This window comes from Nonomuraea sp. NPDC048892, assembly GCF_040649735.1.
GTDB lineage: Bacteria > Actinomycetota > Actinomycetes > Streptosporangiales > Streptosporangiaceae > Nonomuraea > Nonomuraea maheshkhaliensis.
The window spans coordinates 171,081-184,894 of record NZ_JBEZFZ010000009.1; the positions used below are offsets into that span (position 1 = coordinate 171,081).

The window sequence follows — 13,814 nt, forward strand, 5'->3', positions numbered from 1 at the left end:
CGGCGACGAGCTCCGGCTCAGCGGTGCGGGTCTATGTGGATCTTGGGGCCGGGGCCGGCGCCGGGCGGGCGGTGGCCGGCCAGGACCCCGGGGGTCTCGGCCAGGCCGACCGTGGCGGCCACCAGCGGCCTGGCGTCCACCGAGCCGTCGGCATAGGCGGCCGCCGCCGCGGCCAGTCCGGCCGAGCCGCCCAGGATACCCACGGCCGTGACGTCCTTGAGCAGCAGGTCACGGGTGTCGAGGGTGCTCGGCGTGCCGGCCAGGCCGATGTAGACCACGCGCCCGGCCGGCTCGACCAGGTCGAGGGCGAGCGCGGGTAACTCGGGCGCGTTGGAGGCGTCCACGACCGCGTCCCACGCCGGCGGCGGCAGCTCGGGCCTGGTCCAGACGCCGGCGAAGCCGAGCGAGGCGGCCAGGCGCAGCCCTTCCCGGTCGCGGCCCATCAGGTGCGTCTCGATCCCCTGGGCCCGCGCGAACAGTGCCGCCAGCAGGCCGATCGTGCCGGTCCCGAGGATGAGCAGCCGCTGACCTTTGCCGAGCGCGGCGGCGCCGACGGCGCGCAGGGCGTTGCCGCCGGGCTCCACCAGCGCGCCGAGCGCGGGGTCGAGCTCGGCGGGCAGCGGACGCAGGGCCGTGACCGGTACAACGAGCCGTTCGGCGAGGGCTCCGGCGAAGCCGCGGCTGATGCCGACCTCGGCCAGGTCCGCGCACACGTGGTGGCGGCCGGTCCGGCAGCGTTCGCAGTGCCCGCAGCCGAGCATGGTGTCGCCGGTGACCCGGCGGCCCAGCCACTCGCGCGCCACGCCCGCGCCGGTCTCGGTGACGATCCCGCACCACTCGTGGCCGGGGCGCAGCGGATACCAGGAGCGGCCGGTACGCAGGTAGCTCATCTCGCCGCTGAACAGCTCGACGTCGGTGCCGCACACGCCGGCCCGCTCCACGTCCACGACGACCTGTCCAGGCCCGGCGACCGGCGGCTCGACGTCGTGCACCGCGGCCTCGCCGGGGCCGGTGATGACCAGGGCGCGCACCTAGCGGGGTCCCACGACCCGCTGACGCTGGCTGCCCAGGCCGTCGATGCCCAGCTCCATCACGTCGCCGGGCTGGAGCCAGAGCTGCGGTTTGTGGCCCATGCCGACGCCGGGCGGGGTGCCGGTGTTGATCAGGTCACCCGGCTCCAGCACCATGAACTGGCTCAGGTGGTGGACGAGGAAGTACGGGTCGAAGATCATCGTCGCGGTGCTGCCGGTCTGGCGGCGGGTGCCGCTGACGTCCAGCCACATGCCCAGGTTCTTGACGTCGGCGATCTCGTCGGGGGTGACCAGCCACGGCCCGGCCGGGTTGAACGTCTCGGCCGACTTGCCCTTGCTCCACTGGCCGCCGCGCTCCATCTGGAAGGCACGCTCGCTGACGTCGTTGACCACGCAGTAGCCGGCGATGGCGGCGCGGGCCTCCTCGACGGAATCGAGGTAGGAGGTACGCCGGCCGATGACGATGCCCAGCTCCACCTCCCAGTCGGTCTTGGTGGCGCCGCGCGGGATGCGGACGTCGTCGTACGGGCCGATGAGCGTGTTGGGCGGCTTGGTGAACAGGATCGGCTCGTCCGGCACGGCCTGGCCGGTCTCGGCGGCGTGGTCGCTGTAGTTGAGCCCGATGCACAGGATCTGGTGCGGCCTGGCGATCGGCGCGCCGATCCGCTCACCGGCGAACGCGCGCCGCTCCCCTGTCGCCACCCGCTCGGCGAGCAGCGCCGGGCCGCCCGCGGCGAAGAATCGCTCGTCGAAGTCGGGGGTGACGTCGGAGACGTCGACGTAGTGGCTGTCGTCCACGCGGACGACGGGCTTCTCGGCGCCGGGCGGGCCGATGCGCATCAGGTACACGAAGATCTCCGCTGTCAGGAGTGCGGCGGGGTCGGCGAGGTCGGGCGAACCGGGACCGCCGCGCGACTGACGCCTGGCTCGTCCACCGTTTCGGGCATGTTCCGCACCTTAGACCACGGTTCAGGAAGCCGGAATACGGGGGTGATTCAGGCGAACCGCACCTCGGCGCTCACGAGCGCGCCGCCTTCGGCGTCGAGCACCCACAGCCGCGCCCCGTCCGGCTCGGGCCGCCCGGCCAGCCTGACGGGGGTCCCGAGATGGACGGGGGCGAGGGCGCGCATGGAGTACGTCGCCGGGGTCCGGCCCGGGTTTCTGCGCAGGGCGAGGTCGAGCAGCAGCATGCTGGTGAGCGGGCCGTGGACGAGCAGGCCCGGCTGCCGCTCCACCTCGCGCGCCCACGGGTCGTTGTAGTGGATGAGGTGGCTGTTGTAGGTCAGCGCGGAGTAGCGGAACAGGTGCACGGGGCCCAGGTCGAGCGGCTCGTCCCAGGCCAGCTCGGCCGGCTCGGGGCCCGGCTGGGGGCGGGCTGGGCCGGTGGGGCCGAGGAAGACGTCGTGCTGGCGCACGGTCACGGCAGGGCCGTCCGGCCCGGCGATCGTCCTTTCGATGGTGACGAACACGAGCCTGCCGCTGCGGCCCCGCTTGTCGTCCATCCGGTCGAGCGTGGCGGTCAGATCGAGCGTCTCGCCGTAGCGGATCGGGCGGTGGAAGGTCATCTCCTCCCCCGCGAACAGCCGGCGCGGCAGGTCGATGTCGGGCACGACGCCGTCGCGGGCCGGGGTGCCGTCGGGACGCAGCGCGTCGAGCGCGAGGTCGGGCAGGAAGTAGAGCCCGTGCCGGCCCGGCGGCAGCACCCCGCCCTCGACCGGCTCGGGGTCCTCGCGCGCGAACGTGTCCCGATAGGCCCGCGCGGGCCACAGGCGGATGGTGTCGGTCCGGGTGATCGTGGTCACAGAGCTCTCCCGTGCGGGACATCGGTCCGGATGGTGGTCACAAGGCCCTCGCGTGCGAGACGCCCAGTCGCAGGACCCCCGTGCCGGATACCGGTCGCAGGGCCCTCCTGTGTCGGACGCCCGGTCACAGGTTTCTCCAGGTCCAGCGGCCGGCGAGCAAGGTGCCCGCGACGGGCATCGTGCGGAGGTCGTCGCGGTCGGCGGTGGTCGGGTCGCGGTCGAGGACGACCAGGTCGGCGGGGTCGCCGACGGCGAAGCCGGTGCGTCCGCGGGAGGCGGCGGCCAGGGCCACGCCGCGTGGCAGGCGCTGCTCCGGATGCCACGGCTCGCGCTCGCCGCGGCTGCGGCTGATCGCGGAGGCGACGGCCTGCCACGGGTCCAGCGGCGCGACGGGGGCGTCGGAGCCGAGCCGCAGGGCGACCCCGGCCTCGTGCAGCGAGGCGAAGGCGAAAGCACGGCCCGTCCGCCCCTCCCACAGCCGGTCGGCGACGTCGCGGTCGTCCATGGCGTGCTCCGGCTGGACACTCGCTACGAGCCCGAGCCGGGCGAAGCGGGCGAAGTCCTCGGCCCGGACGAGCTGCGCGTGCTCGATCACCCCCGGCCGCCCCAGCTCCTCGAACACGTCGATGACCTGCGTGTTCGCCCGGTCTCCAATGGCGTGCACGGCGGCCTCGATCCCGCCGGGCCAGGCCAGGACGAGCAGGTCGCGCAGCTCCGCGGCGGTGTAGCTCTCGACGCCGCACGCGTGCGGGTCGCCGGGGTCGAGCCCGGGGTACGGGTCCCAGCACAGCGCGGTCCTGGTGTTGAGCGAGCCGTCCACGACGACCTTCAGCCGCCCGACGGTCACCAGCCCACCGGGGTCCAGCGGCGCGCCGGTGCGCAGGCCCCGCGCGAGGGCGTCGTCCAGCCGGTCGGGCCAGATGGACGCCTCCACCCGCAGGCTCGTCACCCCGCCCGCGACCCGCTCGGGCCACAGCCGGACGTTGTCGGCGTGCTCGAAGTCGACGATGCCGACGACCCCGCGCCGGGCCGCCGCCCGCGCCGCGTCGCGGTAGTCGGCCACCGTCAGCGAGCCCTCCGCGTCCAGGCCGGGCGAGTCGATCCAGTCGCCCTCGCGCAGCACCCCCGACTCGTCCACGCTCACGCCCATCCGGGCGGCGGCGGCCGAGTTGATCCAGCCGCAGTGCAGGTCGCCGCTGACGAGGACGACCGGGGTGCCGGGGGCGGCCTCGTCGAGGGCGCGCAGGGTGGGCCGGTCGGGCCAGAGCGCGTCGCGGAAGCCGTACCCGGACAGGACTCCCCCTGCGGGCACGGGCGTGCGGGCGAGCGCCGCGCGGACGAGGGCGGCGGTCTCGGCGGCGCTGGTCGCGCCGGACAGGTCCACGCGGCGGCTCTGGACCACCCACTGGGTGAAGTGCACATGTTCGTCCCACAGGCCGGGCCCGAGGTGGCGCCCGCCTAGGTCCACCGGCTCGGCGCCAGGGGCGGGCACCGTGCCTGCCGGACCGGCCGCGACGATCCGCCCGCCGCGTACGTGCACGTCGGTGAGGGTGTCGTCACCGTAGCGGCGGGCGTCGCGCAGGAGCAGCCCGTTCGTGTCCGTCGCCGCGCCAGTCGTCGTGTCCATCGTCGTGTCCATCGTCACGCCCGTCACCGCGCCATCACCATGCCTGCCCTCGCGTCCGTCATCCCCGGCTCTCAGATCGCGCCGGCGGCGCGTAGCGCGGCGATCTCGTCGGGGCCGTAGCCGGCCAGTGCGCCGAGGACCACCTCGGTGTCCCGGCCGAGCTCGGCCGCAGGCCGCCGTACGTCCGCCGGCGTGACGCTCAGCTTGATCGGCTGGCCGAACATCCGTACGGGCCCGAAACCGGGATGATCGACGCTCACCACCATGTCGCGTTCGGCGGTCCCCGGGTCCTCGACCACGTCCTTGATGGACTTGACCACCGTGAGCGGCAGCACCTCCCCGGCCATCCGCTCCAGCTCCTCACCCGTGCGCCCGGCCAGCCACCGCGCGATGACGGGCCGCACCCTGCGCTCGTAGACGCCCTCGTCGAAGCGCTTGCGCATGGTGTCGATCTCGGGGTCGGCGGCCAGGCCGGGTTCGCCGAACAGCTCGCACGCCAGGCGCCAGAACTTGTCGGTGTAGGCGCCGAAGAACACGTGCCCGTCCCGGCACGGGAACAGCTCGTACGGCCGCACCCACGGATGCCGGTTGCCGGTGTGCCGGGCGACGTCGCCGTCCACCGTGTAGTTGACGACCGCGTTCTCGGTGAGCGCGATGACGCTGTCCACCTGGGCGACGTCCACGAGCTGGCCCTGCCCCGTGGCCTCCGCGTGGCGCAGCGCCAGCAGCGTCCCGGTGACGGCGAACAGGGTCGCGGCGAGGTCGCCGAGCACGGTGCCGACCCGTACGGGCGGGCCGCCGGGGTCGCCGTTCATCGACCACAGGCCGCCGGCCGCCTGCGCGGTGCTGTCGAACGCGGGCCGCCGGCTGCGCGAGCCGGTCTGCCCGTACCCGGAGATGGCCGTGTAGACCAGGCGCGGGTTGACCTCGGCGAGGGTGTCGTAGCCGACGCCGAGCTTGGCCATGGTGCCGGGGCGGAAGTTCTCGACGAGGATGTCGGCCTTGGCGGCGAGGTCTTTGAGCGCCGTACGGCCCGCCTCGGTGGACAGATCGAGCGTGATGGTCAGTTTGCCGCGGTTGTACTGGGCGTAGTAGCCGCTCAGCTCCTTCTCCCCCGCCCGCACGTACGGCGGGAAGCCGCGCGTGACGTCGGGGTCCCTCGGGTTCTCCACCTTGATCACGGTCGCGCCGAAGTCGGCCAGGATCTGCCCGCAGTACGGCCCGGCGAGCACGCGGGACAGGTCGAGCACCACGACCCCGGACAGCGCGCCCGGCTGCTCCGGAAGCCCTGGAAACATCTCAGCGGTCACTGTCTCTCCCTGATGTCGTGTCGTCATCGCCCGGCGGCGGCGAGTGCGGTGGTGACCCGTGACGGCAGCCCGGTACGGCCCAGCCGGGCGCCGATCCAGCGCGCCACGGCGGCGAGCGCGTCCAGGTCGGCCCCGGTCGCGATCCCCATGCCGTGCAGCAGCCAGACCAGGTCCTCGGTGGCCAGGTTCCCGGTCGCGCCGCGCGCGTACGGGCAGCGCCCGAGCCCGCCGATCGAGGAGTCGAACTCGCGCACGCCCGCGTCGAGCCCGGCGACCACGTTGGCCAGCGCCTGCCCGTACGTGTCGTGCAGGTGCAGCGCGAGGTCGCCGGCGGGGACGCCGAGCGCGGCCAGGTCGCGCACGATCGCGTGCACGTGGCCCGGCGTGGCGACGCCGATGGTGTCGCCGAGCGCGACGGTCGCGCAGCCGGCCTCGAAGAGCGCGGCGGCGGTGGCGGCCACCACGCCCCGGTCCACGGGCCCCTCCCAGGGGTCCCCGAAGGCCATCGAGACGTAGCCGCGCACGCCGAGCCCGTGCCCGCTCGCCTCCCGGGTCACCTCCGTGGCGGTGTCGAGTGCCGCCTGCCTGGCGGCGTTGAGGTTGGCGCGGGCGAAGCTCTCCGTCGCGCTCACGACCACGGCGACGTGGCGGGCGCCCGCCTCGACGGCCCGTTCCAGGCCGCGCCGGTTGGGCACGAGCGCGACGGTGCGCACGCCGTCCAGGTCGGCGAGGGCGGGCAGCACCTCGGCGGCGTCGGTCAGCTGCGGGATCCACGCCGGTGGGACGAAGCTCGTCGCCTCGATGTCGCGCAGCCCGGCCGCGGCGAGCCGGCGGCACAGCTCGATCTTCGTCCTGGCCGGGACGACGGCCGGCTCGGCCTGGAGCCCGTCGCGCGGCCCGACCTCGTAGACGCGCACCCGCTCGGGGGCCCGCTCCATGCGCTCGACGATCGGCCGGGGCCGCCAGCGCTCGCCTGGCGGCGTGCTCACGCGCGTTCACCCCGCAGCGACGCCAGCACCTCGCGGGCGTACTCCTCCTGGATCTTCCCGTCCCGCACCAGCCGCTCCGCGACCCGCGGCACCTCGTCGGGCGTGGCGCCGGCGGTGGCCGCGATCGTCCTGGCGTGCAGCCGCATGTGCCCGTGCTGGATGCCTTCGGCGGCCAGGGCGCGGCAGGCGGCCAGGTTCTGCGCCAGGCCGACGGAGACGATGATCTCGGCCAGCTCCGCCGCCGAGGTGACGCCCAGGATCTTGAGCGCCGCCTGCGCCACCGGGTGCGCGCGGGTGGCCCCGCCGACGAGGCCGACCGGCATCGGCACCTCCAGCGTGCCGGTGAGGTTGCCGTCGCGGTCCTTCTCGAAGCGCGACAGGGCGGTGTAGGCGCCGTCGCGGGCGGCGTGCGCGTGGCAGCCCGCCTCGACGGCGCGGGTGTCGTTGCCGGTGGCGAGGACGACGGCGCTGATGCCGTTCATGATGCCCTTGTTGTGGGTGGCGGCGCGGTACGGGTCCGCCTCCGCGAACGCCGCGGCCGCCACGATGTCGTCCACGACCTGGGGGCCGCCGAGCAGCTCCGCGTCGAAGACCGCCCGCGCCCGTACGAGCCGGGTGTCGGCCTTGTTGCTCAGGATGCGCAGCAGCGGGCGGCCGCCCGCGCGCTCGGCGAGCACCGGTGCGACCGCCTCGGCCATCGTGTTGACGGCGTTGGCGCCCATGGCGTCGCGCACGTCCACCAGCAGGTGCGCGATCACCTGCGCGCCCGCGCGGGTCTCCAGCACTCGGGCGGTCAGGTCGCGCGCGCCGCCGCCCAGCCGGACGAGCACGGGGTCCTGGGCGTCGGCCAGCGCCAGGATCTCCTCCCTGGCCTCCAGGAGGCGGTTGCGCGCCCCGTGCGGGTCGGTCACGTCCACGACCTGGATCTGCGCGATCATCACAGGACCGGTCCCCGAGGCGTGGAAGCCGCCGTGCACGCGGGCGATGCGCGCGGCGTTGCTCGCGGCGGCCACCACGGACGGCTCCTCGGTGACCATCGGCACGAGGCGGTCGCGCCCGTTCACGGTCACGTTGGTGGCCACGCCGAGCGGCAGTCCGATCGTGCCGATGACGTTCTCGATCATGTGGTCGGCCTGCTCCAGGGCGAGGCCGCCGGTGTCGAGCGCGCTCAGCGCCGCGGCCGGCACGCCCGCACCGTCCGCCACCAGGGCGCGCCGCTCGGCCACGCTCCTGTCCTTGATCCCGGAGATCCGGCTGTTGACCGCCACGTGTGCTCCTCGTCGTCCGGTGGACGCGCCGCGGGACCGATCACCGCGCGACGCCGCTGGTCCCGTCAACGTAGGCCGGGCCCGCCCGGCCGGGCCATGGGTGTTCACCCCAGCCCTCCGGGCTCTTCGTGTGCCGATGACCTGTGGGCCGCGCTCATCAGCTCCCGCAGGCGGACGGCCAGGGAGATGCGGAAGAAGCGATCGTCCTCGCGCCAGCCGGGGCCGAGCAGGGCGTCGAGGCGTTCGAGGCGCTGCAGGATCGTGTTGGGGTGGAAACCCAGCATCCTGGCGGCCCTGGTGGGGCTGGCGTTGCAGCGGGCGAAGGCCCGCAAAGTGGCCTCCAGCTCGGTGCCGCGTTCTGCGTCGTAGTCGAGCACGGGGCCGATCAGCCGGGTCACGTACGAGGTCAGCGAGCGCGCGTCGGCGTCGAACACGCTCACGTACGGGAGGTAGTCGTCCGTGCCCGCCACCTCGTCGTCCACCCCGATCACGGCGAGCAGCCGGCTGGTACGCAGGGCGAGCGTGAAGCACTCGACAAGCCCTGCCACCGCCTCCTCGACCGGATCACCGGCCCCGGCCGGCTCAGTGGGCGGCGGCACCACCGCGAGGACCGGGCCGCCGGCGTGGCGGGCGATGTGCTCCCTGAGGGCGTGCGGGCCGGCGCCGGGCCGGCGCGAGTCCAGCAGCACCACCACGGCGTCGTGGCTCAGCCCCGCCAGCCCGGCCGCGCCGACGTGCCGCCGCGCCGCCGCCAGGGCGCGGGCCCGCCGCTCGCCGGGGACGACGTAGAGCTGCACGGTGTCGAGCCGGGACAGCTCGACGCCGAACGCGCGGGCGCGGCGCTCCAGGTCGTCGCGGCGGCCCGGCTGGCCGTCCAGGATGTCCGCGACGAGGTCGGTGAGCAGCCGGCCCTCGGCCCGCGCCACGGCCTGATGCTGCAGCTCCAGCAGGGAGCACACCTGGGCGGCGCGCTCGATCGTGCGGCGGTCGACCGGGCCCAGCTCGAAGTCACCAGGCCCGAACAGCAGCGCCCCGAAGTCCTGCGCCCCCGCCCGCATCGCGCCGACGGCGGCCACCTCGTGCTCCGCTCCAGCGAGCATCTCGCGGTCCGCGCCGGCGAGCACCTGGCAGTGCCCGGTCCGCGCGCCGGCCGCGACGGCGGCCCGTACCCGCGGGGGAAGCTCCACCGGGCCGCCCGCCCGCGCGCTCATGAACGGCGCGGCGGGCCCCGACGCGGCGATGACGCGGTCCTCCGCGTCGATCACGGTGACGCCGCGCCCCAGGGCCGAGGAGAGCGCCCGTACGAGCTGGCCGAAGCCGCCGCCGTCCAGCACGACCTGGATGAGCTCCCGGTGCACCGCGCCGGCGCGGTCCCGTTCGGCCAGGTGCTCGGTGAGCCGCTCCAGCGCCGCGCGCGCCTCCTCCTCGGAACGCCACAGGTCGCGCAGCGTGTGCGCGGTCCGCAGGACGACGGAGGCGTGGTCGGCCAGCGCCGACAGCAGCGCGATCTGGTCGGGGGTGAACGAGCGTTCCTCGCGTGTCGCCACGAACAGCACGCCGAGCACGTCGTCGCCGGACACCATCGGCACGCCCAGGATGGAGACGACGCCCTCCAGCTCGACGGCCCGGTCGATGTCCGGAACGCGCCGGTCCGCCAGGTATTCGCTGTAGCGCGGCACCCAGCGGGGCATCCGCAGCTCGATGACCTCGCCGGCCAGGCCGTAGCCGGCGGGCACGTTCAGGTGGCGGAACTCGCCGCTGTAGGCGCCGGCGGTCGTGCGCACGTTGAGCTCCCTGGTGCGCGCGTCGTACTCCGACAGGTACGTCACGTCGCAGCCGAGGATCTCGTGCGCCCGCTGGACCAGCCGTTCGAGCAGGGCCTTGCCGTCGCGTGCCGCGGCCAGCTCGCGGGCGCTGGCGAACAGGGCGGCCAGCTCGTGCTCGCGGCGGCGCAGCCGTACGTGCTCGCTGTGGGCCCGGTGGACGTGCTCGCGCGCCTGCTCCTGGCGTGGGGCGGGTACGCCCAGCGTCTCCAGGGCGGCGCCGAGGTCGCGGGGGCTGACGGCGCCGTCGCCGGTGACGGCGCCGAGCACGGTGGCCAGCGCCTCCGACCGCGCGGAGACGCCGTCTACGGTGGCCGGCGCCGAGATGTCGTCGCGCACGTTTCCTGCCTCCTCACGCGGCGGTCAGACCGCCTCCTCCCGGTCGAACGGCTCCCCCATGACCGGCACGGCGGCCAGCAGCTCGCGCGTGTACGGATGCCCGGGCGCGGACAGCACGCTCTCGGTCTCCCCCGACTCCACGATCCGGCCGTGCCGCATGACGCTGACGGTGTCGCACACGTACCGGACGACGGCGAGGTTGTGCGAGATGAACAGGATGGTCAGGTCCAGCTCGGCGCGCAGCTCGCGGAGCAGGTTGAGCACGATCCCCTGCACGGAGACGTCGAGCGCGGAGGTGATCTCGTCGGCGATGACGACGTCCGGCTCGGCGGCCAGCGCCCTGGCGATGGTGACGCGCTGGCACTGGCCGCCGGAGAAGGCCGAGGGGAGGTCGCCGGCCCGCTTCGGGTCGAGGTGGACCAGCGACAGCAGCTCCTCGACCCGGCGTTGCCTGTCCGCCTTGGACGGGCGGCGGCCGGTGGCGCGCATGGCCTCCGCGATCGAGGCCCCGACGGGCATCCTGGGGTCGAGCGCCGCGTACGGGTCCTGGAAGACGAGCTGAACGCGCCTGCGGGCGGCGCGCGCGACGGCGGAGCTGCCGGCGATGTCGGCGCCGTCCAGCCGGATCGTGCCGGAAGAGGGTCTGACGAGCCCCACCGCGGCGGCGGCCAGGGTGGACTTGCCCGAGCCCGACTCGCCGACGAGCCCGTGGATGCCGCCGGAGGCGACGGTGAGGTCCACGCCGTCCACGGCGACGTGCGCGCCGGCGCCGTGCCCGTACCGCACGCTGATGCCGGCGAATTCGAGAGTGCTCACGCTCGTGCCTCCTCGGCGACGCCGCCGCTCTCGTCGATGACGGGCAGCGGGCGGGATCGGTCGGTGCCCATGTGCGGCACGCACGCCACCAGGGCCCGCGTGTACGGGTGCCGCGCCTCGTCCAGCCGCGCCGCGGCCACCTCCTCGACGATCTGCCCGTCCTTCATCACCAGCACCCGGTCACAGAACCCGCTGACCAGGGCGATGTCGTGGGAGATGAACAGGATGGCGCTGCCGGTCCGCCGCCGCGCGTCGCGCAGCACGCGCAGCACCTGGCGCTGCACGGTCACGTCGAGCGCGGTCGTCGGCTCGTCCGCGATCACCAGCCGCGGCCGGCCCATGAGCCCCATCCCGATCATGGCCCGCTGGCGCATGCCGCCGGACAGCTCGTGCGGGTACTGGCGGGCGCGGCGCTCGGGGCGCGCGATCCCGACCGAGGCGAGCACGTCCCTGGCCCGGCGCCGGGCCGCCGCCCTGGGGACGCCGTCGTGGGTCCTGCTGACCTCGGTGAGCTGCCGCCCGACGGTGAGCGAGGGGTTGAGCGAGGTGAGCGGGTCCTGGAAGACCACGGCCAGCTCCAGGCCCAGTTTGCGGCGGTCGGCGGTGCGCGGCGCGGCGGTCATGTCGATGCCCTGGAAGCTCAGCCTGGTGGCGTCGATCGTGGCCTCGGGGCCGAGCAGGCCGGCGATGGCCATGGCGGTGACCGACTTGCCGGATCCCGAGGCTCCGACGATGCCGACGGTCTCGCCGGGCCTGATGGTCAGGCTCACGCCGCGTACCCGCTCGACGAGGTCGCCCCGCCGGTCGGGGAAGCTCACCCGCAGGTCCTCGACCTCCACCAGCGCGTCCGGGTCGCCCGCAGCGCGTGCGCGCGCTTTGCCCGCCTTGTACGGCTTCGAGGGCGTCCTTGAAGCGGACTCGCCGGTCAGCGAGCCGATCGCGTTGAGGATCAGACCGGTGAGAATGATCGCGATGCCGGGGCCGAGCGCCGCCATCGGGTTGACGTAGATGCGCGCGATGCCCTCGCGCAGCAGCCGGCCCCAGTCGAAGTCAGGGGCCTGCACGCCGAGGCCGAGGAACGACAGCCCGGCGAAGGACAGCAGCGCGGTGGAGGCGTACGCGGCGGTGTTGACCAGCATCGGCGGCGCGATGTTGGGGATCACGTGGCGGACGATCACACCGATCGGCCCGACGCCGACGATCCTGGCGGCCCGGACGAAGTCGCGCCCGGTCACGGAGGAGGCCAGCGTGTACGTCAGCCGCGCGATCGACGGCACCCCCGCGAACCCCACCGCCAGCATGGCGCCGCTCGCGGTCGCGCCCCAGATCACCGAGAAGAACAGCGCGAGCAGCAGCCACGGGAACGACAGCAGGATGTCGATGAACGCGCTGACCAGCCGCCGCAGCGGCCGGGGCAGCACGGTCGCGACCACGCCGAGCACGATCCCGCCGGCCACGGCGACGGCCGTGGCCCCGAGCGCGAGCAGCACCGACAGCCGGGCCGCGATGAGCACCCGGGCCAGCACGTCGCGGCCGAGGTCGTCGGTGCCGAACGGATGCGCGGCGCTCGGCCCCTGGACCCGCTCGGCCACGGAGGTCGCGGAGGCGGCGTCGCCCCACACGTACGGCGCCAGCACGATGACGAGCAGCAGCGCGAGCACGCCGAGAACGGTCACGACGCCTTGCGGGCCGCGCAGCCCGCGCGGGAGGCCGGAGCGCACGATGTCAGCCCTCCATGATCGACGAACGGGGGTCGAGGGTGGCGAGAACCAGGTCGATGAGGAGATTGAGGCCGAGGACGAGGGCGGCGTAGACGAGGACGACCCCCTGGATCATCGGGTAGTCCTTCGCCGTGATCGACGAGACGATCGTCGACCCGAGCCCGGGGATGACGAACACGGCCTCGATGAGCACCGTGCCGGCCACGAGTCCGGTGAGGATGAGGCCTCCGGTCGTGAGCGCGGCGGTGATCATGTTGGGCAGCGCGTGCCGCAGGTAGAGCAGGCGCGCGGGCAGCCGTTTGCCGCGCGCGGTCGTCATGTACGGGGTCTCCAGCACGGCCAGCATCTCCACGTGCACGATGCGGGCGAGATAGGCCAGGGGCCCGACGGCCAGGGCGGCGACCGGCAGCACGGCCTCGGCGGCCCCGCCCCATCCGGCCACCGGCAGCGCGTTCAATGTGACGCCGAACAGCGCGATGAGGCCGACGGCGAGCAGGAAGTTCGGGACGGCGATCAGGCCGCTGAGCACCCAGGAGACCCCGGCGCCCGCGGCGCGCCTGCGACCGCCGCGCGCCGCGACCGCCGTGGCGACGCCGATGGGCACGGCGCCGAGCGCGGCCACGAGGAAGGAGAGCACGGAGAGGGCGAGCGTGGTGGGGAAACGGTCGGCGAGCGTGTCGGCCACCGGGCGGTGGGAGCGCAGCGAGACGCCGAGGTCGCCGTGGAGCAGGCCGGTCAGGTAGCCGGTGAACTGCCGCCAGGCCGGCTGGTCGAGGCCCAGCTCCGCCCGCGTGCGTTCGACCAGCTCGGGGGTGGCGCTGGGGCCGAGCGCGGCGCGAACGGGGTCGCCGGGCACGAGGTGCACGACGAGGAACGTGGCGACCACGACGACGGCGAGCGAGACCAGCGCCCGGCCGAGGCGGCGCAGCACGAACGAGGCGCGTGGCGACAACCTCGGGAGGGCGTGGCGATCCCCCCGGCGCGCCTGGTCCGGCCCGGCGGGCGCGGCCGGTCCTGCTGCCGGTCCTGCGGGCGTCGGCCCAGTTGACGGGCCTGTGGGGGTGGCCGGAGAGATCGCCATGGTGTCA

11 protein-coding genes are annotated in these 13,814 nt (G+C 74.6%); all 11 read right to left on the reverse strand.

All coding sequences use genetic code 11. The features are described from left to right. Positions 1-17 precede the first annotated feature (17 nt). Entirely contained in the window at positions 18-1,031 is a 1,014-nt protein-coding gene (locus AB0C28_RS29040) for an alcohol dehydrogenase catalytic domain-containing protein (protein WP_357835678.1), read from the reverse strand. Beyond that, a complete protein-coding gene (locus tag AB0C28_RS29045; protein ID WP_358078860.1) occupies positions 1,032-1,880 on the reverse strand; it encodes a fumarylacetoacetate hydrolase family protein in 849 nt (282 codons plus the stop codon). Between the two features lie 146 nt (positions 1,881-2,026). Continuing rightward, positions 2,027-2,833 carry a MaoC family dehydratase N-terminal domain-containing protein gene (locus AB0C28_RS29050; RefSeq protein WP_357835684.1) on the reverse strand — a complete coding sequence of 269 codons (807 nt, stop codon included), beginning with the start codon at positions 2,831-2,833 and terminating at the stop codon, positions 2,027-2,029. A gap of 124 nt (positions 2,834-2,957) precedes the next feature. Beyond that, a complete protein-coding gene (locus tag AB0C28_RS29055; protein WP_358078863.1) occupies positions 2,958-4,460 on the reverse strand; it encodes an amidohydrolase family protein in 1,503 nt (500 codons plus the stop codon). 71 nt (positions 4,461-4,531) lie between these two features. Further along, positions 4,532-5,770: a CoA transferase gene (locus AB0C28_RS29060; RefSeq protein WP_357835690.1), complete on the reverse strand. Its 1,239-nt coding sequence runs from the start codon at positions 5,768-5,770 to the stop codon at positions 4,532-4,534. A 23-nt stretch (positions 5,771-5,793) separates the two neighbouring features. Further along, on the reverse strand, positions 5,794-6,759 hold the full coding sequence (locus tag AB0C28_RS29065; RefSeq protein ID WP_358078865.1) for a hydroxymethylglutaryl-CoA lyase: 966 nt from the start codon (positions 6,757-6,759) through the stop codon (positions 5,794-5,796). Next, entirely contained in the window at positions 6,756-8,027 is a 1,272-nt protein-coding gene (locus AB0C28_RS29070; RefSeq protein ID WP_358078867.1) for a hydroxymethylglutaryl-CoA reductase, degradative, read from the reverse strand. Before AB0C28_RS29070 ends, AB0C28_RS29065 begins: the two co-directional genes overlap by 4 nt. Before the next feature lie 104 nt (positions 8,028-8,131). After that, complete coding sequence (locus tag AB0C28_RS29075) at positions 8,132-10,189, reverse strand: GAF domain-containing protein (RefSeq protein ID WP_358078869.1); 2,058 nt, start codon at positions 10,187-10,189, stop codon at positions 8,132-8,134. A 24-nt stretch (positions 10,190-10,213) separates the two neighbouring features. Then, positions 10,214-11,005: an ABC transporter ATP-binding protein gene (locus AB0C28_RS29080; protein WP_357835702.1), complete on the reverse strand. Its 792-nt coding sequence runs from the start codon at positions 11,003-11,005 to the stop codon at positions 10,214-10,216. Next, on the reverse strand, positions 11,002-12,726 hold the full coding sequence (locus AB0C28_RS29085) for a dipeptide/oligopeptide/nickel ABC transporter permease/ATP-binding protein (RefSeq protein ID WP_357835705.1): 1,725 nt from the start codon (positions 12,724-12,726) through the stop codon (positions 11,002-11,004). The genes AB0C28_RS29080 and AB0C28_RS29085 overlap by 4 nt, the downstream gene beginning before the upstream one ends. A gap of 4 nt (positions 12,727-12,730) precedes the next feature. After that, on the reverse strand, positions 12,731-13,807 hold the full coding sequence (locus AB0C28_RS29090) for an ABC transporter permease (protein ID WP_358078872.1): 1,077 nt from the start codon (positions 13,805-13,807) through the stop codon (positions 12,731-12,733). Between the last annotated feature and the right edge of the window lie 7 nt (positions 13,808-13,814).